General features: G+C 73.4%; 26 protein-coding genes and 1 riboswitch. Of the genes, 15 read left to right on the plus strand and 11 right to left on the minus strand.

Going from position 1 to position 25,807, the window contains the following annotated elements; genetic code table 11:
* The first annotated feature begins 74 nt into the window (after positions 1-74).
* Positions 75-1,097, plus strand: coding sequence for an NADP-dependent oxidoreductase (locus J2X64_RS05555; RefSeq protein ID WP_310150777.1), 1,023 nt, complete (start codon positions 75-77; stop codon positions 1,095-1,097).
* Between the two features lie 122 nt (positions 1,098-1,219).
* Complete coding sequence (locus tag J2X64_RS05560; protein WP_310150779.1) at positions 1,220-1,759, plus strand: GNAT family N-acetyltransferase; 540 nt, start codon at positions 1,220-1,222, stop codon at positions 1,757-1,759.
* Here the strand turns inward: J2X64_RS05560 and J2X64_RS05565 are convergent.
* Entirely contained in the window at positions 1,756-2,274 is a 519-nt protein-coding gene (locus J2X64_RS05565) for an ATP-binding protein (protein WP_310150781.1), read from the minus strand. The two genes, J2X64_RS05560 and J2X64_RS05565, sit on opposite strands and share 4 nt — an antisense overlap.
* 267 nt (positions 2,275-2,541) lie before the next feature.
* On the opposite strand from J2X64_RS05565, the gene J2X64_RS05570 reads away from it, so the two are divergent.
* Positions 2,542-3,132, plus strand: a complete 591-nt coding sequence (locus tag J2X64_RS05570) for a GAF and ANTAR domain-containing protein (protein ID WP_310150783.1) — start codon at positions 2,542-2,544, stop codon at positions 3,130-3,132.
* Positions 3,129-3,908 carry a GAF and ANTAR domain-containing protein gene (locus J2X64_RS05575; RefSeq protein WP_310150786.1) on the plus strand — a complete coding sequence of 260 codons (780 nt, stop codon included), beginning with the start codon at positions 3,129-3,131 and terminating at the stop codon, positions 3,906-3,908. Before J2X64_RS05570 ends, J2X64_RS05575 begins: the two co-directional genes overlap by 4 nt.
* Positions 3,909-3,924: 16 nt before the next feature.
* On the opposite strand, the gene J2X64_RS05580 is transcribed toward J2X64_RS05575, so the two are convergent.
* Positions 3,925-4,101 (minus strand): hypothetical protein, encoded by a 177-nt coding sequence (locus tag J2X64_RS05580; RefSeq protein WP_310150788.1) that lies wholly within the window; start codon positions 4,099-4,101, stop codon positions 3,925-3,927.
* 32 nt (positions 4,102-4,133) lie between these two features.
* Positions 4,134-5,480, minus strand: a complete 1,347-nt coding sequence (locus J2X64_RS05585) for a glycoside hydrolase family 32 protein (RefSeq protein ID WP_310150790.1) — start codon at positions 5,478-5,480, stop codon at positions 4,134-4,136.
* Between the two features lie 140 nt (positions 5,481-5,620).
* Here J2X64_RS05585 and J2X64_RS05590 point away from each other — a divergent pair, with 140 nt between their 5' ends.
* The 4 genes from J2X64_RS05590 (at position 5,621) to J2X64_RS05605 (ending at position 10,407) form a co-directional block, all read left to right on the plus strand.
* Complete coding sequence (locus tag J2X64_RS05590; RefSeq protein ID WP_310150792.1) at positions 5,621-6,943, plus strand: D-alanyl-D-alanine carboxypeptidase; 1,323 nt, start codon at positions 5,621-5,623, stop codon at positions 6,941-6,943.
* A 113-nt stretch (positions 6,944-7,056) separates the two neighbouring features.
* Positions 7,057-8,784: an alpha-glucosidase gene (locus J2X64_RS05595; RefSeq protein ID WP_310150793.1), complete on the plus strand. Its 1,728-nt coding sequence runs from the start codon at positions 7,057-7,059 to the stop codon at positions 8,782-8,784.
* 296 nt (positions 8,785-9,080) lie between these two features.
* Entirely contained in the window at positions 9,081-9,818 is a 738-nt protein-coding gene (locus J2X64_RS05600; RefSeq protein WP_310153134.1) for a nuclease-related domain-containing protein, read from the plus strand.
* A gap of 91 nt (positions 9,819-9,909) precedes the next feature.
* Positions 9,910-10,407: a PLD nuclease N-terminal domain-containing protein gene (locus J2X64_RS05605; protein ID WP_310150795.1), complete on the plus strand. Its 498-nt coding sequence runs from the start codon at positions 9,910-9,912 to the stop codon at positions 10,405-10,407.
* Between the two features lie 14 nt (positions 10,408-10,421).
* On the opposite strand, the gene J2X64_RS05610 is transcribed toward J2X64_RS05605, so the two are convergent.
* Positions 10,422-11,321, minus strand: a complete 900-nt coding sequence (locus J2X64_RS05610) for a DUF1028 domain-containing protein (RefSeq protein WP_310150798.1) — start codon at positions 11,319-11,321, stop codon at positions 10,422-10,424.
* 93 nt (positions 11,322-11,414) lie between these two features.
* Here J2X64_RS05610 and J2X64_RS05615 point away from each other — a divergent pair, with 93 nt between their 5' ends.
* Positions 11,415-12,512: an ionic transporter y4hA gene (locus J2X64_RS05615; protein WP_310150800.1), complete on the plus strand. Its 1,098-nt coding sequence runs from the start codon at positions 11,415-11,417 to the stop codon at positions 12,510-12,512.
* Positions 12,513-12,536: 24 nt separating this feature from the next.
* Here the strand turns inward: J2X64_RS05615 and J2X64_RS05620 are convergent, their stop codons facing one another.
* The 4 genes from J2X64_RS05620 to J2X64_RS05635 all read right to left on the minus strand — a co-directional run bounded on the left by J2X64_RS05620 (position 12,537) and on the right by J2X64_RS05635 (position 16,410).
* Complete coding sequence (locus tag J2X64_RS05620; RefSeq protein WP_310150802.1) at positions 12,537-13,214, minus strand: DsbA family oxidoreductase; 678 nt, start codon at positions 13,212-13,214, stop codon at positions 12,537-12,539.
* A 120-nt stretch (positions 13,215-13,334) separates the two neighbouring features.
* Positions 13,335-14,081, minus strand: coding sequence for an NlpC/P60 family protein (locus J2X64_RS05625; RefSeq protein WP_310150805.1), 747 nt, complete (start codon positions 14,079-14,081; stop codon positions 13,335-13,337).
* A gap of 1 nt (position 14,082) precedes the next feature.
* Positions 14,083-14,292: riboswitch (cyclic di-AMP (ydaO/yuaA leader) on the minus strand.
* 172 nt (positions 14,293-14,464) lie between these two features.
* Complete coding sequence (locus tag J2X64_RS05630; protein WP_310150808.1) at positions 14,465-15,163, minus strand: iron dependent repressor, metal binding and dimerization domain protein; 699 nt, start codon at positions 15,161-15,163, stop codon at positions 14,465-14,467.
* 26 nt (positions 15,164-15,189) lie between these two features.
* Positions 15,190-16,410 (minus strand): MFS transporter, encoded by a 1,221-nt coding sequence (locus tag J2X64_RS05635; RefSeq protein WP_310150810.1) that lies wholly within the window; start codon positions 16,408-16,410, stop codon positions 15,190-15,192.
* A gap of 45 nt (positions 16,411-16,455) precedes the next feature.
* Between J2X64_RS05635 and J2X64_RS05640 the strand changes: the two genes are divergently transcribed.
* The 3 genes from J2X64_RS05640 (at position 16,456) to J2X64_RS05650 (ending at position 19,110) form a co-directional block, all read left to right on the plus strand.
* Positions 16,456-17,181 carry a hypothetical protein gene (locus J2X64_RS05640; RefSeq protein WP_310150812.1) on the plus strand — a complete coding sequence of 242 codons (726 nt, stop codon included), beginning with the start codon at positions 16,456-16,458 and terminating at the stop codon, positions 17,179-17,181.
* Positions 17,178-18,014: an SDR family NAD(P)-dependent oxidoreductase gene (locus J2X64_RS05645; protein WP_310150814.1), complete on the plus strand. Its 837-nt coding sequence runs from the start codon at positions 17,178-17,180 to the stop codon at positions 18,012-18,014. The genes J2X64_RS05640 and J2X64_RS05645 overlap by 4 nt, the downstream gene beginning before the upstream one ends.
* 430 nt (positions 18,015-18,444) lie before the next feature.
* Positions 18,445-19,110 (plus strand): DUF4232 domain-containing protein, encoded by a 666-nt coding sequence (locus tag J2X64_RS05650; protein WP_310150816.1) that lies wholly within the window; start codon positions 18,445-18,447, stop codon positions 19,108-19,110.
* Positions 19,111-19,143: 33 nt separating this feature from the next.
* Here J2X64_RS05650 and eda read toward each other — a convergent pair whose 3' ends face one another.
* The 3 genes from eda to pdxH all read right to left on the minus strand — a co-directional run bounded on the left by eda (position 19,144) and on the right by pdxH (position 22,550).
* Positions 19,144-19,797, minus strand: coding sequence for a bifunctional 4-hydroxy-2-oxoglutarate aldolase/2-dehydro-3-deoxy-phosphogluconate aldolase (gene eda, locus J2X64_RS05655; protein ID WP_310150818.1), 654 nt, complete (start codon positions 19,795-19,797; stop codon positions 19,144-19,146).
* Positions 19,794-21,674: a phosphogluconate dehydratase gene (gene edd, locus J2X64_RS05660; RefSeq protein ID WP_310150820.1), complete on the minus strand. Its 1,881-nt coding sequence runs from the start codon at positions 21,672-21,674 to the stop codon at positions 19,794-19,796. The genes eda and edd overlap by 4 nt, the downstream gene beginning before the upstream one ends.
* A gap of 195 nt (positions 21,675-21,869) precedes the next feature.
* Positions 21,870-22,550, minus strand: a complete 681-nt coding sequence (gene pdxH / locus J2X64_RS05665; protein ID WP_310150823.1) for a pyridoxamine 5'-phosphate oxidase — start codon at positions 22,548-22,550, stop codon at positions 21,870-21,872.
* A 136-nt stretch (positions 22,551-22,686) separates the two neighbouring features.
* Between pdxH and J2X64_RS05670 the strand changes: the two genes are divergently transcribed.
* Genes J2X64_RS05670 through J2X64_RS05680 form a run of 3 tightly spaced genes read left to right on the plus strand, consistent with a single transcriptional unit; the run spans position 22,687 to position 25,704 of the window.
* A complete protein-coding gene (locus tag J2X64_RS05670) occupies positions 22,687-23,199 on the plus strand; it encodes a hypothetical protein (protein WP_310150825.1) in 513 nt (170 codons plus the stop codon).
* A complete protein-coding gene (locus tag J2X64_RS05675) occupies positions 23,196-24,074 on the plus strand; it encodes an oxygenase MpaB family protein (protein ID WP_310150827.1) in 879 nt (292 codons plus the stop codon). The genes J2X64_RS05670 and J2X64_RS05675 overlap by 4 nt, the downstream gene beginning before the upstream one ends.
* A gap of 46 nt (positions 24,075-24,120) precedes the next feature.
* Positions 24,121-25,704: an NAD(P)/FAD-dependent oxidoreductase gene (locus J2X64_RS05680; protein WP_310150830.1), complete on the plus strand. Its 1,584-nt coding sequence runs from the start codon at positions 24,121-24,123 to the stop codon at positions 25,702-25,704.
* Positions 25,705-25,807: the final 103 nt, after the last annotated feature.

Raw genomic sequence — 25,807 nt, forward strand, 5'->3', positions numbered from 1 at the left:
CCTGGTGGCGCGGTTGTCCCCTGACGGCAACCACGCCGCCCCACCGTCCCCTCACCACTCCCAGGAGGTCGTCCATGACCGACGCCACCACCCCCACCACCGCACCCCGCGAGTGGCGGCTCGCCTCGCGCCCCACCGGCTGGCCCACGCCCGAGAACTTCGAGCTCGCCGAGTCGGACGTTCCTGCGCTCGCCGACGGCCAGATCCGCGTGCGCAACGAGGTGCTGTCGGTCGACCCCTACATGCGTGGGCGGATGAGCGCCGCCAAGTCGTATGCCGCGCCGTACGAGGTGGGTGCCGCGATGACCGGTGGCGCCGTGGGCGTCGTCGAGGAGTCGCGCGCGGACGGCGTCGCCGTCGGCAGCCACGTCCTGCACGGCCTGGGCTGGCGCGAGGTCGCCGTGCTCGACGCCGAGGACGCCCGCGTCGTCGACACCGACGCCGCCCCCGCCTCCTCGTACCTGGGCGTCCTCGGCATGACCGGCCTCACGGCATACGCGGGCCTCAAGCGCATCGCCGAGCTCAAGGAGGGCGACGTCGTCTTCGTCTCCGGTGCGGCAGGCGCCGTCGGAGGCGCGGTCGGCCAGATCGCCAAGGCTCTCGGCGCCAGCACGGTCATCGGCAGCGCCGGCTCCCCCGAGAAGGTGCGCCACCTCACCGAGGACCTCGGCTTCGACGCGGCCTTCTCCTACCGCGACCGCAAGGTCTCCGAGGCCCTGCGCGAGCTCGCCCCCGACGGCATCGACGTCTACTTCGACAACGTCGGCGGCGAGCACCTCGAGGCGGCGATCGGGTCGCTGCGCCTCGGCGGCCGCATCGCCGTCTGCGGGATGATCTCGGTCTACAACGACACCGAGCCGGCACCGGGCCCGCGCAACCTCGCGCGCCTCATCCAGACCCGTGGCCGCATCGAGGGCTTCCTCGTGGGCGACCACTACGACCTGGCGGGCGAGTATGCCGCGCAGGCCGCGAAGTGGCTGGCCGACGGTTCGCTGTCGCTGCGGGAGACCACGGTCGACGGCTTCGAGAACACGGTCGACGCCTTCCTCGGCGTCCTGCGCGGTGACAACACCGGGAAGATGGTCGTCCGGCTCTGACAGCTGCCGACGGCCCCGCGCACGAGCAGCTCGCGCGCGGGGCCGTCAGCCCGTCCGGCTGCTATCCTGTGGCTGCAGCCCGGCCTCCCGTCCGCACCTCGTGCGACGCGGAGGCTTTTTTCATGCCCTCTCCCACGACACCGTCCGCAGCCCGCTCCACCTCGCCCCTCGCCGTCCGCCGCGCCACCGCCGACGACCGCCCGCTGCTCGAGCGCCTGTGGCTGCTGTTCCGCCACGACCTCTCCGGCCTCACCGGGACGCTGCCGAGGGCCGACGGCACGTTCCGGTCCGAGCGCCTGGACTCCGCCCTCGCCGACCGTGGTTGGGCGGCATTCGTGGGGTTCATGGGCGAGGCACCCGTAGGTTTCGCCTTCGTGCGCAACCTCGACCGGTCGCCCCGGGTCCTCAACAGCTTCTTCGTCGTCGCGGGAGCGCGACGCGCCGGTGTCGGGTCAGCCCTCGTCGACGAGGTGCTGCGCACCGTCCCGGGCCGCTGGGAGATCGCCTTCCAGGGACACAACACACCGGCCGTCCGGTTCTGGCGCCGGACGGCCGCGAGGCACGACCCCGACTGGGGTGAGGAGCTGCGTCCCGTGCCGGGCGACCCGCACGCCGCGCCGGACGCGTGGGTCACGTTCGACGTGCCGGGGCCGCACCACTAGGGGAACCACAGGGGCGGCGACTCCTGCGCGTCCATTGGAGCCCCGTCCGGCTGCCCGGACCCGTCCACGGGTGGAGGGTCGACCCCCGTCTCGCTGTGCCCTCGTGCACCGGCCCGCTCCTGGAGGTCGAAGGCGGCCCACACGGACTTGCCGTCGCGGCGCGGCCACACGCCCCAGGACTCACTGAGCGCGCGCACGATCTGCAGGCCGCGGCCGTGGAGCCCGTCACCCTCGGTCACCGCGGGGACGACCAGGTGGGTGGCGACCCGGTCACGAACCTCGAGGATGAGCCAGCTGTCGCGGCGCGCCACCACGACGGTGAACGGCGTGTTCGCGTGCAGCACGACGTTGGTCGCCAGCTCGCTCACCACGAGGCTGACGGCATGCGCCTGAGCGAGCAGGTCCCCGTCGGCGAGGCAGTCGAGCACGAACGAGCGCGCCTCCCCGACATGGGTCGGGTGCGGCGACCACGCGGCCTCCCTGCTCCAGGTCAGCGACCCGTCCATTGCCCTCATCCCGATCGTCGGCGAGCGCCTCAAGGCGAGGTCTGGGCAATGTGCGCTTGTCACCCCACTGTCCACCTCGGAAGCCCGCGGCTGCAAGCCGGGCTCGCCCGGGCGGACCGGAGTAGGGTGCAGATCACGGCCACTGCCCGCGCTGGCCGCTGCGAGCGCGGCTGACCCAGGTGCGTGATGACGCGACAGGACGGGCAGTCGGCATCCCTATCCGAGATCGGGGGCCAGCTGCGGCGCATGTGTGTGGACTGCCTGGACGATGCCGGTGTGGACGGCGCCGGCCTCGCCGTCTTCGCCCATGACGGCACCCCCGAGACCGTCCACGCGACGAGTGCGCTCGCCACTCACATCGAGGACCTCCAGTTCACGACCGGTGAGGGACCGTGCATCGACGCGGCGCGCACGGGCAGACCGGTGCTCGTCCCGGACCTGCGGCCCGAGCACCATGCGCGTTGGCCGGTCATGGGTCCCGAGCTGGCGGCGTCCGGGGTCGCGGCCATCTTCGCGCTCCCCATCAGGGTCGGCACGTTGTCGCTGGGGTGCCTCGACCTGCACCGCACGAGCCCGGGGCCCCTGACGAGCCGGCAGCTGGCCAACACGCTGCGCACCGTGGACCTGGCCGGGGAGCTGCTGATCACCTTCGCCCCTGACGGGCTCGACGACCTGCTCCCCCGAGCGACCTACCGGATGGTGGTGCACCAGGCCGCGGGGATGGCGATGGTGCAGCTCGACGTCGGACTGGCCGAGGCCATGCTCCGCCTCCGCGCCGCCGCCTACGCCGAGGAACGCTCGATCAACGACCTGGCCGCGGACATCGTGGCCCGTCGACGCACGCTGTCCGAGGAGGATGACGCATGAGCTCCGCTGACCAGGACCCCGTACCGGCGCAGGAGAGTGAGCGCTACGTCCTGCTCGCCCGGCGCTTCGTGTCCCTCGCCGACACGCTCGTCGACGACTACGACGTCGTGGACCTGCTCGACCAGCTCGTCCGGTCCTGCGTCGAGCTGCTCGACGTCAGCCAGGTCGGGCTCATGCTCGTCGACCAGCAGGGCACGCTCAGCCTCGTGGCCTCCTCGAGCGAGGAGATCCGCCTGCTGGAGCTGCTGCAGATCCAGACCGAGCAGGGGCCGTGCCCGGAGTGCGTGCGCGAGCGCCGCCCGGTGACCATCGCCGACATCTCCACCACGGAGAAGCGCTGGCCGGAGTTCGCCCGCGCCGCCGCCGACGTGGGGTTCCGCTCCGTCCACGCGGTTCCCCTCCGGTTGCGCGACGAGACGATCGGCGGGCTCAACCTGTTCAACACCGGCGCCCGCGCGCCCCTCAGCCCGGCCGAACAGGGCATCGCCCAGTCCATGGCCGACGTCGCCACCATCGGGATCCTCCAGCAGCGGACCACCCACCGCGCCGCCCTGCTCGCCGAGCAGCTGCAGAGCGCGCTCAGCAGCCGGATCGTCGTCGAGCAGGCGAAGGGCGTGCTCGCCGAGCGGGGCGGGGTCGGCATGGACGCCGCGTTCGCGCACCTGCGTGACTACAGCCGCTCCCACCGCCGCAAGCTCGGCGAGGTCGCCACCGAGATCGTGCACCGCACGCTCGACCCCACCGACGTCATCGCGAACGGTCGTCCTCGCGACTGACCCGGACCGGGCCCGATCAGTCGTCCGCGGGCTTCTCGTGGTCCTCGCCCGGGTGGGTCACGCCGAGCGCCTCGTCGACCCGTGCCTGCGTCAGGTGACGGTCGGCTCCGGCGGCGGCGGCCATCAGCTCCCCGAGCAGGACGATCTCCCGCTCGAGCTCCTCGTCCCGGATGTCCTCCGGCCCCGACCCCACGTTTCACCGTAGGACGGGGGCCTGACCAGTCGTCACCCCCCAGCGGAGCCATCTGGGCATGGCCCGAAGGTCTGTGGCCCCTCTGGGAACACCAGCGCCGTGAGCACCACCTCGCCGTCCGCAGCGAAGACCTCGACGCTGCAGGAGTCCACGGCCACCTCGAGCCGCAGCATCCCGTCGCCGACCGGGACCGGGACCGAGGACACGCACGGGTATGCCGGGTGGAAGGCCCTGGTGCCGTCGCGCACCGGGCCTCGCTCCAACGACAACAGGCCGGTGGTGCGGTCGTAGCCGATCCGGGCCGCGTCACCGCCGCCGCCTCCCCACAGCTCGACCGCCGCGGAACGTCGGTCCCGGACGTCGAGCTCGACCTCGTGCCACTCCAGCCCGGGCGCCGACCGGGCCTCCTCCACCGGCCGCTGCACGAGGACGAGCTCGCCACCCTCCCGTCGCCGCAGCGACAGCTCCCGCGGCAGGGTCATGGCACCCCGCCACGGCGTCGTCGGCAGGTCCCCGGCGTAGGCCCAGTTCGCCATCCACCCCAGCAGCACCCGACGCCTGTCGGGGGCGTCGTTCCACGTCACGGCCGCGCAGTCGTCCGGCCCGTGGTCGAGGCGCTGGAAGCCGCGGACGTCGGGCGTGAAGCGCACCCCGTCGAAGGAGCCCACGGCACACCAGGTGCCGCAACCCGCCACCGTGCCGTCGTTGCCGCTGAGGACCAGGACGTGCCCCTCGACACCCGGCTCCCCCTCGACGGGCAGCCGCACGAGGTCGGGGCACTCCCAGATCCCGGGCGGCTCCGGCAGCGGGCCCAACTCGCTGAGCAGCTCCCAGTGCCAGAGGTCGGCGGACCGGTAGAGGACGACGAGCCGCTCGACCGCTTCCACCGCCACCATGAGCCAGGACCCGGCGGAGCCGTCGCCCGGCTCCCACCACGAGACCTTGGGGTCGCGGAAGTCCGCCGAGCCGCGGTCGAGCACCGGCCCGGCGCACCGCTCCCACGTCGCACCCGCGTCGCGCGAGCACGCCAGCCACTGGGCCTGGTGGCCGTCGCGGGCGCTGGTCCACACCGCGACGAACGGCGGGAACGGGTCACCGTCGCGGCGCAGACCGGAGGTGTTCTCGTGGTCCACCACCACCGAGCCGGAGAACACCTGCTCCCCTGCGTCGAGGTCGTGCGCCAGGGCCACCGGGTGCTCGGTCCAGTGCACGAGGTCGGTGCTCGTGGCGTGGCCCCAGCTCATGTTGCCCCAATCGGACCCCTCGGGGTTGTGCTGGAAGAACAGGTGCCAGGTGCCCTCGTGGTGCACCAGCCCGTTCGGGTCGTTCATCCAGTGTCGGGCCGGCGAGAAGTGCGCTCGCGGCCGCCAGTCGAGCACCGCCCACCTCCATGTCCCTCGGCACCGCGGCCGATCGGACCGAGAATCCTGTGAATACCACCCAAACGACGACAACCGGTCGCTTCCGGGGTTACCTTCCGTGCGTCACCCACGTCAGTCTCCCCTCCGAGGACCGCGCCATGACCGACCGCCACGCCCAGGTCCGCGCCACCGCCCGCAGCCGCCGCAGGGCCCTGCGTCTCGTCACCGCAGGGGTCGTCGCCGTGGCGGTCGGTGCAGCCGTCCCGGCCGCGGCGGGCGCGGCTCCCATCGACACCACGCACGGCACGACGCCCGCGCGCACCTTCACCAAGGCGCCCAACGCCGACCCGCGGATCTCCCAGCTGCTCACCGCCCGCGCCACCACCAGCCGGTTCGGCAGCGCCTTCAGCGGCGCGGTCGTCGACGCCGCGAGCGGCAAGGTGGTCTGGACCCGCAACGGCAACACCGGCCTCATGCCGGCCTCGACCACCAAGCTCGTGACGGCGACCGACGCGCTCGCCGTCTTCGGCTCGGGCCACCGCTTCACCACCCGGGTCAAGCGCGGCACCGCGGCCGACCAGGTCTACCTCGTGGGCTCCGGCGACCCGGCGTTCTCCTCCAGCCAGCTCACCGCGCTGGCGAAGACCACCGCGGCCGCCATGAAGGCCGCCGGGCGCACGACGGTGCGCGTGTATGCCGACGACTCCCTCTTCCCCGCACCCACCCTCGCGACGGGGTGGCGGTCGACCTACATCCCCGCCGACACCACGTGGCTGCGGGCCCTCGACGTCGACGGCCGGCAGAACGCGGACACGAGCATCGACGCCGCGAAGCTCTTCGCCGGCAAGCTCAAGACCTACGGGCTGACGGTCAGCTCGGTCGCCCGGGGGAAGGTCGCGTCGAACGCACCGGTCCTCGCCTCCTCGGCCGGCCAGACCGTCGGCCAGATCATCTCGACGATGATGCTGAACTCCGACAACGAGCACGCCGAGTCGCTGCACCGGCTCGTCGGCATCCAGCTCGGCTACGGCAACACCTGGTCCGCGGCCCGGAGTGCCCAGTCCTACCGGATGGCGCAGGAGGGGCTGAGCATCTCGGCGCTCTACGACGGCTCCGGCCTGTCCCGCAGCGACCGGCTCACGAGCCTGCAGCTCGCGCGCATCGTGAGCAACGTCTTCGAGCCGGCGAACGCCACCCGGCTCGGGCTGCTGCGGTCCGACGCCGGACTGCCCATCGCCGGCCGCACCGGGACGCTGCAAGCGGCATACGGGCGCTTCACCGCGCCGACGTCGAGCTGCGCGGCGGGGCTCGTGCACGCCAAGACCGGCACGCTCACCGACGCGGCGACCCTCGCCGGGTGGGTCGTCGGGACCGACGGGCGGGTCAAGACGTTCGCGTTCGTCGTCAACGGGCTCAAGGTCACGACGACGCTCAAGCAGGACATCGACATGCTCGCCGCGACGGTGGCCGGCTGCTACTGACCGCCGCCCGGTCCGGCCCGTCCCCCGGCCGCCCGGCAGCCGGCCGCACCGTGCTGCCCACCGGGTGACCCGATGTTGCCGCGACCCCGCGGTGGGCCCGAGACTTGCGACCCATGACCGATGACCAGTGGTTCCGCGAGGCAGTCGTCTACCAGATCTACCCGCGCAGCTTCCAGGACACCGACGGCGACGGCATCGGCGACGTCCCCGGCATCATCGACCGGCTCGACTACCTGCACACGCTCGGCATCGACGTGCTCTGGCTCTCACCGATCTACCGCAGCCCGCAGGACGACAACGGCTACGACATCAGCGACTACGAGGACGTCGACCCCACCTTCGGCAGCCTCGCCGACGTGGACCGGCTGATCGAGCAGGCGCACGCCCCCGGCATACGCATCGTCATGGACCTCGTGGTCAACCACACCTCCGACGAGCACCCGTGGTTCGTCGAGTCGCGGTCCTCCAGGGACAACCCGAAGCGCGACTGGTACTGGTGGCGGCCGGCGCGCCACGGCCACGAGGCGGGCACGCCGGGGGCCGAGCCGACGAACTGGCAGGCGTCGTTCAGCGGTCCCGCCTGGGAGCTCGACGAGACGACGGGCGAGTACTACCTGCACCTGTTCAGCCGCAAGCAGCCCGACCTGAACTGGGAGAACCCGCAGGTCCGCGAGGCCGTCTACGCGATGATGCGGTGGTGGCTCGACCGGGGCGTCGACGGCTTCCGCATGGACGTCATCAACATGATCTCCAAGCACGTCGGACCGGACGGCTCGCTGCAGGACGGCCGGCCGATCGCGGGCACCGTCCTCGGCGACGGGACGCCGTTCTACATCTGCGGACCGCGGATCCACGAGTTCCTGCAGGAGATGCACCGCGAGGTGTTCGACGGCCGTTCGCAGAAGTACCTCACGGTCGGCGAGATGCCGATGGTCACCGTCGAGGAGGCGCTGCTGTTCACCGACCCGGCACGGCACGAGGTGGACATGGTGTTCCAGTTCGAGCACGTGGACCTCGACCACGGTGAGCACAAGTGGGACCGCAAGCCGCTCGACCTGCGCGACCTCAAGGCGTCGTTCGGCCGCTGGCAGGAGGACCTCGCCGACATCGGCTGGAACTCGCTGTACTGGAACAACCACGACCAGCCCCGGGCAGTCTCCCGGTTCGGGTCGGACGCGCCCGAGCACCGGGTCGCCTCGGCGAAGCTGCTCGGCAGCGTGCTGCACCTGCACCGCGGGACGCCGTACGTCTACCAGGGCGAGGAGCTCGGCATGACGAACGTGCCGTTCGCCGGGCCGCAGGACTTCCAGGACATCGAGTCGGTCAACTACTACCGCACCGCGATCGAGGCCGGCGCCGACCCCGAGTGGGTGCTGCACAACCTGCGCCTCGGCAGCCGCGACAACGCCCGGTCACCGATGCAGTGGGACGCCTCGGCGAACGCCGGCTTCACGACCGGCACGCCGTGGGCCCGCGTGAACCCGAACTACCCCGAGATCAACGCCGAGGCCGCCGTCGCCGACGACGCGTCGGTGTTCCACCACTACCGCCGCCTCATCGAGCTGCGCCGTTCCGAGCCCGCGGTCGCGCACGGCCACTTCACGATGCTGGCGCCCGAGCACCGGACGCTGTACGCGTTCATGCGCACCTTCGAGGGCACCGAGCTGCTGGTGCTGGCCAACTTCTCGGCCGACGAGCTCGCGGTGACCGGTGACGACGTGCCGCGGCTCGACCGCTGGTCCGGCGCCGACCTGCTGCTGGGCAACCTCGCCGACGACCCGTCGTCCGTGGTGGAGCCGCTGCGCCCCTGGGAGGCCCGCATCCTGCGCCGCACCACCTGACCACTGCTGGCCCACCGCCGTCCGCGGAGTCTGGGCACTTCTTCAGGAATCTGGTGAACCTCCACCACGGAGACGAAGATGTGGCCAGACTTCTGCGGGTGGGGGACGACGCGACAGTGCCGGGCACCAGGACGCTGCGACTACCTTATGCCGGTGTGTGCCGGGAGTGTCGAACCCGCCTCGACCGGGGAGTCACCGTTGTCTATGACCCCTCGACCCGCAGCGTCACCTGCGTCGAGTGTCCGCCGCCCGACCGTGCATCGCAGACGGGGACCCTGGGGCTCTCGTCGACGCCGATGCTGGAGGCGCGGGCTGCCGACGAACAGACGGTCCAGTCCGCGGCGCCTGCAGACACCACACAGCTAGATGAGCCCTCCTTCGTCCACGGGACCGCCGGCGCCTCGGCGCGGCGAGAACATGAAGCGCGACACACGCGCCGTGAGACGCGCATCCGCCAAGACCACCCACGGATCGGTGGCCTCCTGCTGGCCCTGACCGACGACCCGCAGTCGACGAGGGCGTGGTCACGGGGCGCCGTCGGGGAGGAGCTGCTCGCTAGGCGCCTGGACCCGTTGGCGTCCCCGACACTGCGACTGCTCCACGACCGTCGGATCCGGGGGACCCAGGCCAACATCGACCACATGGTCGTGACTCCGACTGGGGTGCACGTCATCGACGCCAAGCGCTACCAGGGGCGCCCGGAGCTGCGGGTCGAGGGCGGCATCCTGCGGCCCCGGGTGGAGCGACTCGTCGTCGGCCGCCGGGACTGCACCAAGCTCGTGGACGCCGTGCTCAAGCAGGTCGGGCTCGTGCACAGCTCCCTGGCCGAGCCCCATCCCGATGTCCCGGTCTCGGCGATGCTGTGCTTCGTCGACGCGGACTGGCCTCTCATCGGCGGCGCCTTCACCACCCGCGCGGTGCGCGTGCTGTGGCCCAAACGAGCCGCCGCCGAGCTGCAGAAACCCGGTCCGCTCGACGAGGACCGCATCGACCAGGTCACCAGGACTCTGGCCCAAGCCTTCCCTGCGGCCTGAGTCCGCGCGTCCCTCCGTCGTTCGGGTGGGGGTGTGAGCGAGATGTCCGGTTTCGCCTCGCGGACGTATGCCGTTGTGCCACCATCGCGGCGTGATTCGCGCTGAACTGGGGTTGGGGATCCTGGGCACGGCACTGTGGGTGTACTGCCTGCTGGACGTGATCATGACCGACGAGAGCCGCATCAGGAACCTGAACAAGGGGACCTGGATCCTCGTCGTGCTCATCACCTCGGTCGTCGGGGCCGTCGCCTGGCTGGTGGCCGGTCGGCCCGAGGCGTCGCCGCGCGGCGGCCTGCCGTACAAGGGGAACCGCGGCACGGCATACCCGGAGTACGACCGGCCGGGACGCGCGGTGGCGACGAACCCGGACGACGACGCCGAGTTCCTGCGCAAGGTCCGCGAGCGGGCCGAGGCACAGATGGCCGAGGCCAAGCGACAGCGCGCCGAGCGGGAGCGCGCGGAGCGTGAGGCGGTCGAGCGCGAGCGGGCCGCGCGCCGGGCCCGCGAGGAGGAGCTGCAGCGCAAGCGCGACGAGGCCGCCCGCACGGACCCGACGTCCGAGCCCGACGCACCGCTCCCCGAGGCCTGACCGCCCCGTCCGGGCTACTCCTCCTCGTCGAGGTGGTCCTCGGCCTCGTCCTCGGCGTGCTCGTCGTCGCCGAACCCCTCGAGCCGGTCCTCGTCCGTCTCCGCCCGCAGGGCACCGAGCACCTTGGCGTCGATGCCGTCGGGGCTGAGCCGGGTCTCGTAGTTCTCCTCCGAGGCCCACGCCGCCAGCGCCTCGGCCGCCGAGCCGCCGCTGAACCCGATCGACTCCAGCCGGGCGAGCACCTCGTCGGCGAGCGCACCCTCCAGCGGCTGCACGTCCTCCGGTGACCCGAACAGCAGGTCGTTGAGCCCCACGAGGCGGGCCAGCTCGCGCGGAGCATCGGGGTGGTCGTCGACGCGCACGTCGGCGAGCAGCCCGTACTGGTCGTACCCGGCTCCCGGCCGCACGGCATACAGCGCCGCGCCCTGGCGTCCACGGCTGTCGCCGCCGGCGTCGTCACCGGCGAGCAGCGCGGCGACGAGGCGGTCGGTGAACGGCCGCCCGGCCGACGCCAGCCACGCCCGCTCCATCGCCTCGACGACCTCGGGACCGACGAGGATGTTGCCCTGGATCGCGTAGGCGCCGGACTCGTCCCGCCCGCTCACGCCACCGGCCCACGGCAGGCACGACGGTCCCGTCCAGGTCGCCTGCGAGTCGCGCCCGACCACGCCGAGCTGGCGGTGGTCGCGCTCGTCGTCCGGGCCCGTGCACGCCTCGATGGCGGTTGCTGCGTCCGCGCCGGCGGACAGCGCCTCGAGCGCGGTGTCGCGGTAGGACACCCGAGCCATCGCCTGGGTCGCGACGGCGCCGAGGCCGAGCCGAGCGTCCGGCACGACCGCGCCGACGAAGGGGAACTTGCTGGCGACGGCCACCCCGAAGGAGTCGCCGTCCTGGGCCACGATCGAGAAGGTCACCTCCCGGACGCTAGCCGGGGCGCGCCGATCTGGCAGGCCGTCCGGTGACCGTCGCCTGGTCGGGCGCATGTCCGAAACCTGCGAGAATGCCCCATGGCCGCGCGAACGACCAGTCCCCTGCTCACCTGGACCAGTCTGGCGCCGCCCCTGGCGCTCGTGGCGCTGGTCCTGACCTGGGGACGCCACCTCGGCGCGGTCCCCGTCGTCCTCGTCGCGGTCGTCCTCGGCCTCGCGGTGCTCGCTGCCGTGCACCACGCCGAGGTCGTGGCGCACCGCGTCGGAGAACCGTTCGGCTCGCTCGTGCTGGCCGTCGCCGTGACCATCATCGAGGTCGCGCTCATCGTCACGCTCATGATCAGCGGGGGCAAGGACACCGACACCCTGGCCCGCGACACCGTCTTCGCCGCCGTGATGATCACCTGCAACGGGATCGTCGGCCTCGCGCTCTTCATGGGCGCGCTGAGGTACCGGCTCATCGCGTTCAACGCCGAGGGCGCGGGCGCTGCCCTTGCCACGGTCACGACCCTGGCGGTGATGACGATGGTCGTCCCGACGTTCACGACCAGCCAGCCGGGGCCCGAGTTCACCAGCAGCCAGCTCGCGTTCGCCGCCGTCGTCTCGCTGGCGCTCTACGGGATGTTCGTGTCGACCCAGACCCGTCGGCACCGCGACTTCTTCCTGCCGGTGGGCAAGGACGGCGAGCCGCTCGACGACGAGCACGCCGACCCGCCGACCAACCGCGCGACCTACGCCTCACTCGGGCTGCTGCTCGTCTCCCTCGTCGCCGTCGTCGGCCTGGCCAAGGTCGAGTCGCCCGCGATCGAGTCGGGCGTCGCGGCGGCCGGCTTCCCGCAGTCGTTCGTCGGCGTCGTCATCGCGCTGCTCGTGCTGCTGCCCGAGACCCTGGCCGCGGTGCGTGCCGCCCGCCGCAACCGGATCCAGATCAGCCTCAACCTCGCGCTCGGGTCGGCCATGGCCAGCATCGGCCTCACCATCCCGGCGATCGCAGTCGCCTCGATCTGGCTCGAGGGCCCACTGGTGCTCGGCCTGGGCGCGACCCAGATGGTCCTGCTCGCGCTGACCGTCGTGGTGAGCGTGCTGACCGTTGTCCCGGGCCGGGCGACGCGGTTGCAGGGCGGCGTGCACCTCGTGCTGCTGGCCGCGTTCGTGTTCCTCGCCGTCAACCCCTGAGGCCGGCGCCGGCGTCCGCGGTGCTCAGGCGCCTTGGGTCATGACCTCGGCCGAGCCGTCGGTCGCCGCCTCGATCAGCTGGCCGATCACCTCGGCCGAGTGCGCACCCGAGAGCGCCACCTTCCGGTTCGCCATGAAGAACGGGACGCCGGTGATCCCGATCTCGGTGGCCGCGCGCTCGTCCTGGCGCACCTGGTCGGCATACTCACGGCTCGCCAGCACCGCCGAGAGGCGACGCCCGTCGAGCCCCGCTTCGGCACCCAGCCGCTGGAGCGTCTCGATGTCGTCGATCTGCCTGCCCTCGGCGAAGTGGGCGCTGTAGAGCCGCTCGAGCACTGCCGCCTGGAGGGCGTGACCACCTTGGGCCAGGCCGAGGGCGACGATCCGGTGGGCGTCGAAGGAGTTGGCCCGGCGCTGTTCGTCGACGTTGATCTCCAGCCCGTCGGGGCGCCCGAGCACCGCGGGGCGCTCGGCCATCTCGCGGGCCCCCTCGAGGTCGGTGCCGTAGCGCTCGGCCAGCCACGGCAGCACGAGGCTCCCGTCACCGACCGGTGCGCCGGGGTCGAGCTCGTACGCGTGGTAGGTCACCGTCACGTCCGCGGGATGGGTGCTCTCGGCGATCGCCTGCTCCAGTCGCCGCTTGCCGATGTAGCACCAGGGGCACACCACATCGGCCCAGACGTCGATCTCCACAGCAGTCATGCCCCCATTGGAACACGGCGTCCGGAGCGGCACACCGGCCCGGACCCGGCATACCGACGACGAAGGCCCCGGCCGCAGGAGCGGTCGGGGCCTTCGTCGGGGGGCTTGGAGAGCCTCAGGTCACGGGCGGCCGTAGGACACGTTGCCGGACCAGATGGAGCGCTTCTGCACGGTCTCGCCGGTGCGCGGGCTGTCCCACATCATGCCGTTCCCGGCGTAGATGCCGACGTGGTAGGCGGGCGAGCCGAAGAACACGAGGTCGCCGGGCTGCGGGGACGACACCGGGGTCGCGGCCTGACGCTGCTCCTCCGCGGTCCGCGGCAGGGAGATGCCGACCTGGCGGAAGACCCACTGGGTGAAGCCGGAGCAGTCGAACCCGGTCGACGGGCTGGTGCCGCCGTACTTGTACGGCAGGCCCTGGTACTGCGCGGCGATGGCGAGGACGCCGCCGGCAGCCGGCTTGAGGTTGGTGTAGTCCTTCGTCGCCAGCGGCGCGCGGGTGGTCGAGCGGCTCGCGGTCTGGGTGTCCGTCACGCGGACGACCGGCTTCGGCGCGGGCTTGGGCTTCGGCTTGGCCGTGGCCTGGAAGCCGATGACGCCGAACGCGTCGGTGGCCTCGGGGGCGGCCACCTCAGGGGCCTTGACGGCGACCGGGGCCACGGAGGTGGCCTGGCCGGCAGCCTTGGTCGCAGCGGCCGGGGCGGCCGACGCGGGAAGGGCGAACGAGGCGACGAGACCACCGGAGGCCGCGATCACGGCAGAGGTCTTGACGGCCGGCTGGGCGGCGGTGGCCACGATGCCGGACAGCTCGGAGACGGGGTTGAAACGACCAGGCGCGCGATGGCGGCCAGCAGTGGGAGAAGCCACGATGAATAACCTCCGGCGCCTACGAGGTGAGCTGTCGGGTTCGGGTGGAGGTAGATCACCCGGCCCTCGTTCGCCCGACCTCACGGCCGCGCTCCCGAGGGCTTCACCCCAAGGACCGTCCGGAGACGGCCCACAAGTGGGTCCCCCGCTCCTGCCAAGCGGTGTTCGTTGCTGACCCGTGCGTGGCGGCAGGACTAGGCGTGTCCACATCGGGCCGGATCCTCGGGGGGCTGAGGAACCTCGGGAAACCGTACACAACCCTCTTGCGAAAGTCACGCTGCGGTCACGGTCGGTCCAAGAAAGTGCCACACGACGCCAAGAGCAGGTCCCGACCCGTGCTCAGGAGACCCCCAGATGCCCTCCGGCGGACCTCCAGCCAGTGCTCAGATGAGCGCGCCGAAGACGTGCTGCGCGACGTCGTCGGGCAGGGACACGCCCGTCGACTCCGGCGCGCCCTCGCGCACCGCCACGACCCGGCCGTCGGCCCGGTGCACGCGCACCCGCTCCCCGGGGAGCAGCCGGGCCACGGTCAGCAGGCTCAGGGCCTCGTGGTCGACCTGCACCGGCTCGCCGATCCGGCGCACGAGCACCGTCTCGGGCTCGGCGCCGGCCAGCTCGGTCAGGGTGTGCAGCCCCGAGCGGAAGTCCTCCGTCGGCTCGCCCTCCCCCAGCTCGTCCAGCCCGGGGATCGGATTGCCGTACGGCGAGTCGTGGTGGTCCTTGAGCAGGGCCAGGATCTTGCGCTCGACCCGCTCGGACATGACGTGCTCCCACCGGCAGGCCTCGTCGTGGACGTACTCCCACTCCAGGCCGATGACGTCGATGAGCAGGCGCTCGGCCAGCCGGTGCTTGCGCATGACGCGCGTGGCGAGGCGACGGCCCTCCTCGGTGAGCTGGAGGTGGCGGTCGCCCGCGAGGGTCAGGAGCCCGTCGCGCTGCATGCGGGCGACGGTCTGCGACACGGTCGGACCCGAGTGCGCGAGCCGCTCGGCGATGCGGGCGCGCAGCGGGGGGATGCCCTCTTCCTCGAGCTCGAAGATCGTCTTGAGGTACATCTCGGTGGTGTCGATCAGGTCCGTCACGGGCCCAAGCCTGCCACCTGCGGGCGTCAGCGTGCCCCGGCCTCGCCCCGGCCCGGCTCGAACCGGGCCACCCAGTACCCCAGCCACCCCGTGCCGAGCAGGGTCAGCCCGCCGATCCCGACGCATGCGGCGGCGAGCCCGACCCGCGCGGTGACGGCGCTGATGAGCAGGGGGGCGCCGCTGCCGCCGATGACCGACATGAACCGCCAGCCGCCGAGGAACTGCGAGCGCCCCACGCTGGGCGCGTTGTCGGCGCCGAGCGTCATGACGATGCCCGAGCCCATCCCGTTGCCGACCGCGGCGAGCAGGGAGGCGCCCAGGACCGTGTATGCCGTGTGGGTCAGGGGCAGCAGCAGGGCCCCCGCCCCGAGCAGCACCGCGCACGGCACCGCCACCCAGAACCGGCCGAACCGGTCCATCACCGATCCCGCCGGGTAGAACAGCAGCATCTCGATGCCGCCGGTGACGCCGAAGATCACGGCCGTCGCCGACGCCGACAGCCCCACGTGGGCGGCCCACAGGGGCACGAGCACGACCCGGGCGGACCGCGCGGCGCCGATCACGAGGATGCCGAGCCCGAGCGTGGCATACGTGCTCCGGTGGGCCCACAGCAACCGGCGGGTGCTCGTCTGCGCCTGCGCGCGCTGCGCCTCCTCGTGGTGGGCCGTGATGTCGGGTGCCCGCCAGACGAGCAGGCTGGCCGCGAGGCCGGACACGACGGCCACGCCGAACGCCGCCTGCGCACCCCAGGCGGCGATGACCGGCGCCCCGACGAACGGCCCGACGAACAGGCCGATCCGGTTGACGCCGCCCAGGGTCGACATGGCCCTGGCGCGCATGGAGTACGGCACGGCGTCGATGAGGTACGCCTGCCGCGCCACGAGGAACATCGAGGAGGTGAAGCCCATCGCGAAGACCGCGGCGAAGAGGACGACGACGTTCGGGGCGAGCAGGGCGACCAGCGACGCGACGGCGTCGACGGCCCCCGCAGACAGCAGCGCCCGCCGCTCCCCGATCCGGTGCACCATCGCCCCGGCCGGCACAGCGAAGAACAGCTCCGCCACCAGCGCCGCCCCGGCCGTCAGCGCGGCCACCGACGGGCTGGCTCCCAGCTCCAGGGCGGTGAGCGCCACGACGGGCAGCGTGGCACCCGCCCCGACCGCGGCGACAACGGTCGGCCCGTAGGCCGGCACGGCGATGCTGCGCAGCCGGAAGCCGGCCTCGGTGCCCGTCGGCGGCGTCCCCATTCCACCCCTCATTCCGGCCCGCTCGCCGGCGGGTACGTTCGGCACATGGACTTCGTCATCCCCGCCCGGTTCTGCGGGCCACCCGAGTCGGGCAACGGCGGCTGGACGAGCGGTCACGCCGCGCGCCTCGTCGCGACGACCAGCGACCATCCTGCCGTGACGGTCCGACTGCGCACGCCTCCCCCGCTGGACCGGCCCCTGGGCGTGACCCACGAGGGGGGCGTCGTCCGCGTCAGCGACGGCGACCACCTGGTCCTCGAGGCCTTCGCCGCCGAGCGGCCGAGCGCCGAGGGCGCACCCGCACCGGTCGCTTTCGACGTCGCGGTTGCCGCCGGCGACCGGTACGAGGGCGACGTCGACCACCCGTTCCCCACCTGCTTCGCGTGCGGCACCGGCCGCGAGCCCGAGGACGGCCTGCGGCTGCGGCCTGGCCGCGTCGAGGGCGGAGACGGCGCGTATGCCGCCGCGTGGACGCCCGGTGACGACGTGGACGTGGAGACGGTGTGGGCGGCGCTGGACTGCCCCGGCGGCTGGTCGTCCGGGTTCGCCGGGCGCCCCATGGTGCTGGGCACGGTGACCGCGGTCGTCGACGAGCTGCCCGAGCCCGGCGTCCCGCACGTCGTCATGGCCTGGCAGCGTGGCGCCGAGGGCCGCAAGACGTTCAGCGGCACGTCCCTGCACGCCCCGGACGGGCGCGTCCTGGGCCGGGCCGAGGCGACGTGGATCTCGGTCGACCCGACGGCCGTCCGGCCGGCCGGGGCGCTGACGTGAGCACTGACACGGGCAACGAGGAGAGGAGCGTCATGACGGACGCAAGCAGGGACGCGGCGACCGAGGGCTCGGCGACGGGCGGAGGGGCGACCGGCCGGCGCCTGGCGGTCGTCACCGGCGCCTCGAGCGGCATCGGCGCCGAGACCGCGCGGCAGCTCGCCGCGGCCGGCTTCGAGGTCGTGGTGGCCGCCCGCCGCACCGACCGGATCGAGGCGCTGGCGCAGAAGATCGGCGGCCGCGCCGTGGCCTGTGACGTGTCGTCCGCCGACGACGTGGCCCGGCTTGCCGAGGCCGTCGGCCCGCGGCTGGACGTCCTCGTCAACAACGCCGGCGGGGCGCTCGGCCTGGCGCCCGCTGCCCAGACCGACGTCTCGGACTGGCGCGGCATGTACGAGTCCAACGTCATCGGCACCCTCCAGGTCACCCAGGCCCTGCTGCCCGCCCTGGTCGCCTCGGGCGCCGGCACGATCGTCAACGTGGGGTCCATCGCCGGCCGCACGGTCTACGAGGGTGGCTCCGGCTACACCGCCGCGAAGCACGCGGTCGCCGCCCTCACCGAGACGCTGCGGCTCGAGCTCGTCGACCAGCCGGTCAGGGTCACCGAGATCGCCCCGGGCATGGTGCGCACCGAGGAGTTCTCGCTCACCCGCTTCGGGGGCGACCAGGAGCGTGCCGACGCCGTGTATGCCGGGGTGCCCGACCCGCTCGTGGCCGCGGACGTCGCGGAGGCGATCGTGTGGATGGTCGACCGGCCGGCGCACGTGAACATCGACCTGCTCGTCATCAAGCCCCGCCGCCAGGCAGCCTCGTACAAGGTCCACCGGGAGTCCTGAGCGTCCGCGCTCCGGCCGTGCCAGCCGGATGGCCGACGGCACCGGCGCCGGCCGCCGGGCCCCGCTCCCGATCACGGGTTTGTTCCCGTGTTCGCCCAGCGGGAAAACCGTTGCAGGACGCGACCACCCGGCATAGCGTTCTGAGCACACGGAAAGGAGGTGGTCCAGGAAGTGATTTCCCATAGGACGCGTGAGGTGGCTGCGCGCTAGCGCACCCTCGGCTGCTTCGAGGGCGCGAGAGCGCAATCCCAGCAGTACCACCGCAGCCCGTGGGCCGCGCAGGTCGTCCCCTGTGCACGCCTCGCCGCTCGTCTCGGCAGGCAGGGCCCACGGGCTGTTTCCTGCCCGGGCTGCCTCGGACTCCCGCCCGAACCAACCCCGAGGTCGCCTCCGACGTCACAAGAGCAAGGGGACCGACAGGAGGCGGGTCATGCGCACCACGGGGAAGACAGCTCGACACCAGGTGGCGGGGCTCGCCCTCGTCGTGACCACAGGGCTCGCCCTGGCCGCGTGCGGCGGGGGTGGGGGCACCTCGGGCGGATCGGGCACCTCGAGCGGCGCGACGCCCCCGACCGCGACGAGCACCTCGTCGAGCTCGAGCAGCCCGGCCAGCTCCTCGAGCACCGCCTCGACCGGGTCGGCCAGCTCCAGCAGCGGCACGACCCCAGCGGCCACCGTCCGGTGCACGGCCGCGACCACCCGCACCCGGGCGGTCACCGAACCGGGGGGCGGCGCAGCGGGCAGCTACGGAGTCGAGCTCGTCACGACGAACACCGGCCGCACGGCCTGCACGCTCGAGGGATTCCCGGGCGTCTCCTTCACCGCACCGGGCTCGGGCGCCCAGCTCGGCGCGGCCGCGGACCGTGAGGCGGGGCAGACCGCCCCGCTCGTGCGCCTGGCGCCCGGCGCCTCGGCCACCGCGCTGGTCCGGGTCACCCAGGCCGGCAACTACGGCCCGCGCTGCCAGCTGGGCAAGGCCGCAGGCTTCCGCGTCTACCTGCCCGGCGACACCGCCGCCCAGTACGCGCCGTACGCGGCGGAGGCGTGCAGCAACAAGGACCTGCACCTCCTGAGGGTGCGCCCGTTCCACACCTGACCGGGGCCTGCGCCCCGGACGCCCTCGACAGCCTCAGCGGGGCAGGGCGGCGGCCTCCCGGGCGAGCTGCTCGATGCGCGCCCAGTCGCCCTGCGCCACGGCGTCCTTGGGGGTCAGCCAGGACCCGCCGACGCAGCCGACGTTGGGCAGGGCCAGCCAGTCGGCCGCCGTCTGCGGCGTGATCCCGCCGGTCGGGCAGAACCGCAGCTGCGGGCAGGGACCGGCCACGGCGGACAGGTAGGGCCGGCCGCCGCTCGCCTCCGCGGGGAAGAACTTCTGCACCTCGAGCCCGGCCTCGGCCAGGGTCAGCATCTCGGTGAGCGTGCCGGCACCGGCCAGCAGCGGCAGCCCGGACCCGAGCGCCGCCTCGACCAGCCGCGGCGGCGAGCCGGGGGTCACGAGGAACTGCGCCCCGGCGTCGACGACCTGCTGCACCTGGGCGGGCGTGACGACCGTGCCCGCCCCGACCACGATGCCCTCGACCTCGGACGCCACGGCCTCGATCGCGCCGAGCCCGGCCTCGCTGCGCAGCGTCAGCTCGATGACGGGGATGCCGCCGCGGAGCAGGGCCCGGGCGAGCGGCACGGCCTGGGCGACCTCGTCGACGACGACCACCGGGATGACGGGTGCGAGGCCGAGGATGTCGGCCTCCCCCGAGATGACGGGCTTGGTCGTGACGGCGGTCATCGGGACTCCTCCTGCGGCAGGTGCGGGACGACGGGTTCGGGGACGCTGGTCATGGCGCCGAAGACGTGGGCGCCCTCGTCGGCGCGACCGACGGCCGAGCGCATCGCGCCGAACAGCTCACGCCCCGTGCCGACGCCCTCCTCCGTGACGCGCGGCGCGGGCAGCCGGTCTGCGAACTCGGCCTCGTCGACGAGGACGTCGAGGCGCCCGGTCACGGCGTCGACACGCACGACGTCGCCGTCGCGCAGCTTGGCGATGGGGCCGGCGTGCACCGACTCGGGGGTGACGTGGATGGCGGCCGGGATCGAGCCCGACGCCCCGCTCATCCGCCCGTCGGTGACCAGCGCCACGGCATACCCGCGCTTCTGGAGCACCCCGAGCGAGGGGGTGAGGGCGTGCAGCTCGGGCATCCCGTTGGCCGACGGGCCCTGCTCGCGCAGGACGACGACGACGTCGCGGTCGAGCTCGCGCCGCGAGAACGCCTGGAGGAACCCGACCTGGTCGGTGAAGACGCGGGCCGGCGCCTCGACGACCCGGTGCTCCTCGGCGAGTGCGGACGTCTTGATGACCGCCTGCCCGAGGGTGCCGCGCAGCAGGCGCAGGCCGCCGTCCGGCTCGAACGGGTCGTGCGCCGGGCGCAGGACGTCGCGGTCGAGCGACTCCTCGGCCGACTCGACGAACTCCAGCGACCCGTCGTCGCCGATGACGGGTCGACGGGTGTACCGGCGCAGGCCCGGGCCGTCGAGGGTGAGGACGTCCTCGTGGAGCAGCCCGGCGTCGAGCAGCGTGCGCACCAGGAAGGGCGTGCCACCCGCGGCGTGGAAGTGGTTCACGTCGGCGGTGCCGTTCGGGTAGATCCGGGCGACCAGCGGGACGGCCGTCGACAGGTCGTCGAAGTCCTCCCAGCGCAGGTCGATGCCGGCCGCGGCCGCCATGGCGACGAGGTGCATCGTGTGGTTGGTCGAGCCGCCGGTCGCGAGCAGGGCGACGACGCCGTTGACGACCGACTTCTCGTCGACGACCTGGCCGATGCCGTACCGGTCCGCACCCGCCGCGATCTGCACGACGCGGCGGGTGGTCGCGGCCGTGAGGGCCGCGCGCACCGGGTCGTCCGGGTGGACGAAGGCCGCGCCGGGAAGGTGCAGGCCCATGACGTCCATGAGCATCTGGTTGGAGTTGGCGGTGCCGTAGAACGTGCAGGTGCCCGGCGAGTGGTAGGACGCGACCTCGCTGGCGAGCAGCTCGTCGCGGCCGGCCTCTCCGGCGGCGTACGCCTTGCGCGTCTCGGCCTTCTCCGCGTTCGAGCGGCCGCTGGCCATCGGGCCGGCCGGGACGAGTGCCGTCGGCAGGTGCCCGAACGACAGCGCGCCCATGACGAGCCCGGGGACGATCTTGTCGCAGACGCCGAGCAGCAGCGCCGCGTCGAACACGTCGTGCGACAGGGACACGGCCGTCGACATCGCGATGACGTCGCGGCTGAACAGGCTGAGCTCCATGCCCGCCCGTCCCTGCGTGATGCCGTCGCACATCGCCGGCACCCCTCCGGCGACCCGCGCCACGGCCCCGAGCTCGCGCGCGGTCGCCTTGATCTCCTGCGGGTAGTGCTCGAACGGCGCGTGCGCCGACAGCATGTCGTTGTAGGACGTCACGATCCCGACGCCGACCCCGGTCTCGGCCGACAGGACGGCGCGGTCTGCCCCTCCGCAGGCCGCGACGGCGTGGGCGAGGTTGGAGCAGCCCAGGTCGGTGCGTGCGGGGCGCAGGCTCAGCTCGGAGGCGGCGCGGGAGATGCGCTGCAGGTATGCCGTGCGGCTGGCGCGGCTGCGTTCGGTCACCCGGGCGGTGACGTCGGCGACGACGGGGTGGACGGCGGCCATGGGTCTCCTGGCGGTCGACGGTCGGGACGGACCGCGGACGACGACGATGGCGTTCGCGCTGTGACGTGCGTCACCAGTGTGGGGACGGGCCCCGGTCAGGGGCAGGGGCGTCCCGGCATACGGACGGGTAGGGCCGCAGAGTGGACAGCGCGCGGCCGCCCGCGGCTCCGCCCATGCCCCTGTCCGGCGGCGGGCTCAGGGCTGGCGGCGCCAGAGGCGCCACGCGCGCGCGTCGTCGAGGTCGCCGTCGGCCACCCGGGTGAAGACGAGCCGGTCGTGCAGCCGGTTGCGGCGGCCGCCCCAGAACTCGACCTCGTCGGCGAGCACGCGGTAGCCGCCCCAGAAGTCGGGGACGGGCACGTCGTCGGGGTTCCCGTGGTCGGGCCACTGCGCGGCACACCGCTCGTAGGCCTCCTCCAGCGCCGCGCGACCCTCGACGGGCCGCGACTGCTGCGAGGCCCACGCCGAGATGCGGGAGGCCCACGGGCGCGACCCGAAGTACCCGGCGACCTCGTCGCGGTCGAGCACCTCGGCCCGGCCACGGAAGCGGATGGCGCGGTACATCGCCGGCCAGGTGAGGGCCACGGCGATCCCCCCGGACGCGGCGATCTCGATGCCCTTGGACGACTCGGTGTTGGTGACGAAGCCCGGGCCCCGCTCGTCGAAGAACCGCATGAGGACGGTGCGGACGTTCGGCAGGCCGTCGGCGTCGACGGTGGCGACCGAGATGGCGAGGGGCTCCGGGACGTCGGCCTGGGCGTCCGCGCGGGTCAGCGCGTCGTCGACCCAGCGCCGGGCCTGCTGCCACGGCGTCGGCGCCACCTCGTCCTCCGAGATGCCCGTCCCGACGTAGTCCACGCGCCGCACATCGTCCATGGCGGCAGCGTATTGCGCGCCCGCCGCCGCCACCGGCGGACCTGTCGGGACCGGCTTACGCTGGAGTCCGAGCAGCGCCGACGACCCGTACCAGGGGGCAGTCGGCCACGAGGGCGCAGCGCGTCGGGGAGGCAGCATGCCGGACAGGGGTCGGGCCGTCGGCCAGGTCGTGAAGTGGGGCGTCAAGTACGGCCCCCACGTCGTCGTCCTGGCCCAGCAGGCCAGGGAGCCGGCGATGAAGGCCGCCCAGACCGTGCTCGACCGCCAGCGGGCCAGGCGGCGCGCGCTCGAGCACGCCGCCACCCTGCGTGAGGGCACGGTGCTCAAGACGTTCGACCCGGCGGCCGACCACGGGGAGCCTGTCTGGGTCGTGTTCACCGGTGACGAGCCGGTCGCCGCGCACCCGGCCACCACCACCCCGCTGGCCCAGCTCGTCGCGCACAGCGACCTCTCCACGCGGGTGCGTCCGGCGGACCTGCCGACCCCGGTGGAGCGGGTCAAGGCACTCCCGCGGTCGGTTCGCGGTCGGGGCCCGGGTGGGAACCGGCGCGCGACCGGCGGGGCAGCCGGGCAGGGCGGGACGCACGGGCAGGGCGGGACCCCCGGGCAGGGCGGGACGCACGGGCAGGACGCGGGGCGGCGCCCATGACGCTCCTCGAGCCGATCACCTCCGGGGCGCGGCGTGAGCTCGGCCGCGCGCTGCGCTCGCGCGTCGCCGGGGAGGACGCACAGACCAAGGCCGCCCGCATCTGGCAGTCCGAGGGCGAGCGCTGGTTCGGTCCGGACGACCCGGTCTGGCGGGTGCACGCCGACGCGGCCATGTTCCCCGGCGGCATCCGGGCCCTGCTGCTGCAGTCGCTGCACCCGCTGGCGATGGCCGGCGTCGCCGCCCACTCGGGCTACAAGGGCGACCCGTGGGGCCGGCTCCAGCGCACGAGCGAGTTCCTCGCCACGACGACGTTCGGCACCATCGACCACGCCCAGGAGGCCATCGCGCGGGTCCGCTCCATCCACGAGCGGGTGCGCGGCACGGCTCCCGACGGCAGGCCGTATGCCGCGAGCGACCCGCACCTGCTGCTCTGGGTCCACGTGACCGAGGCCGACTCGTTCCTGACCTCCTTCCAGCGCTACGCCCGCGAGCCGCTGAGCGACGCCGAGGCCGACACGTACGTCGAGCAGGCCGCCGTCGTCGCCCGGCTCCTCGGGGTGCTCGACCCGCCGACCACGGTCGCTGGGCTGCGCGCCACGATCGAGGACTTCCGCCCGGAGCTCGCCGGGACGGCCGCCGCCCGCGAGGCCGCGCGCTTCCTGCTCGTGAACCCTCCGCTGCCACCGGCTGCCCGGCCGGGGTATGCCGCCCTGGCCGCCGGAGCCGTGGCCATGCTGCCGCGCTGGGCCCGCCGGCCGCTGCGGCTGCCCTGGCTGCCGGTGACCGAGCGGGTCGTAGGGCGACCCCTCGGCGGTGCCGCGACCGCCGTCGTGCGGTGGGCGATGCACGCCGAGGACCCGCGCCAGGTGTCCTAGTCCGGCTCGGCTGGTCCCCCCGGCCGGACGCTGCAAGGGTGGCGCTGTGGAGAGCGTCGACGCAGTCGTCATCGGAGCGGGACACCACGGCCTCGTCGCCGCGTCGGTGCTCGCCGACGCCGGCTGGGACGTCCTCGTCCTGGAGCGCCGCGACACCGTGGGTGGCGCGGTCGCCTCGGTCGAGCGCGACGGCTGGGTGATGGACGAGTTCAGCTCGTGCCACCCGCTGGCCGCGATCTCGCCCGTCATCCGCAGCCTCGACCTCGAGTCGCACGGCCTGCGCTGGAGCCGGGTGGACCGGGTCGTCGCCCACGCCGGCACCCCCGACGACCCGAGGGGCGCGCTGATCCACCGCGACCCGGCTGTCACCGCCCGCGGCCTGGCGCTCGACCACCCGGGCGACGAGCAGGCGTGGCACGACCTCGTCGGCTTCTGGCACGACATCCGGGACCCTCTCATCGACGCGCTGCTGACCCGGTGGCCCCCGGTTCGCGCCGGGGCGAGGCTCGTGCAGTCCGTGGGGGCGCGCGACGTCCTGCGGCTGGCACGCGAGTTCCTGCTGCCGCTGAACCGGTTCGCGGTCGAGCGGTTCGAGGGCGAGCAGGCCCGCATGCTGCTCGCCGGCAACGCCGCCCACGCCGACATCCCGTCCGAGGCCCCCGGCAGCGGGCTGTTCGGCCTGCTCATGGCGATGCTCGCGCAGGACGTGGGCTTCCCGTCCCCGGTGGGCGGCACCGGTCGACTGGCCGAGGCGATGCGGAGCCGGGCCGAGGCCGCCGGGGCGCGCGTCGACACCGGTGTCACCGTGAGCCGCGTCGTGACGTCCGGCGGTCGCGCCGTCGGCGTCGAGACGGCCGACGGCCGGCGCGTCCGGGCCCGGCGGGCCGTCATCGCGGACACCACCGCTCCGGCCCTCTACGGGAGCCTCCTGCCGTCGCGCAGCGTCCCCGCCCGGCTGCTGCAGGACCTCGAGCACTTCGAGTGGGACCTGCCCACGGTCAAGGTCAACCTTCGCCTGTCGGCTCCCCTGCCGTGGACGGCGGAGTCGGCCCGGGGGGCCGGGGTCGTCCACGTCGGCCACGACCGGCTGGGCCTCATGCACTGGGAGGCGGACCTGGCCGGCGGCACGGTGCCGGAGAAGCCGTTCGCCCTACTCGGCCAGATGACGACGACCGACCCGACGCGCTCCCCCGCCGGCACCGAGACGGTCTGGATGTACTCGCACCTGCCGCGGGGCGTCAGCGACGACGCCAGCGGGACCCTGCTGGCGGACCGGATGGACGAGATGCTCGACGCGTTCGCCCCGGGGTGGCGCCAGCACCTGGTCGAGCGCTGGGTGCAGCTCCCGTCGGACCTGCAGGGCGCTGACCCGAACCTCGTCGGCGGGGCCGTGGCCGGTGGGACGAACCAGCTGTTCCAGCAGCTCGTGTTCCGGCCTGTCCCGGGCCTCGGCGGCCCACGGACGCCGGTCGACGGCCTCTACCTCGGCAGTGCGTCGGCGCATCCCGGTGGTGGGGTGCACGGCGCCTGCGGCTACCTCGCCGCGCGCGCAGCCCTCACCGACTCGGCCTGGTGGGGCAGGCCGCGGCACCGGCTGGAGCTCGCGGCACTGCACTGGCTCTACCGCTGAGTCACTGGCTCTACCGCTGGGTCGTCGTCACCCCGTCACCCGTCCGCGAAGTCCCAGACCTCGGGCCGAACCGCCGCCCACAGTGCCGAGGTCCCAGACTTCG

It is taken from the genome of Phycicoccus sp. 3266 (assembly GCF_031456495.1).
Classification (GTDB): domain Bacteria; phylum Actinomycetota; class Actinomycetes; order Actinomycetales; family Dermatophilaceae; genus Pedococcus.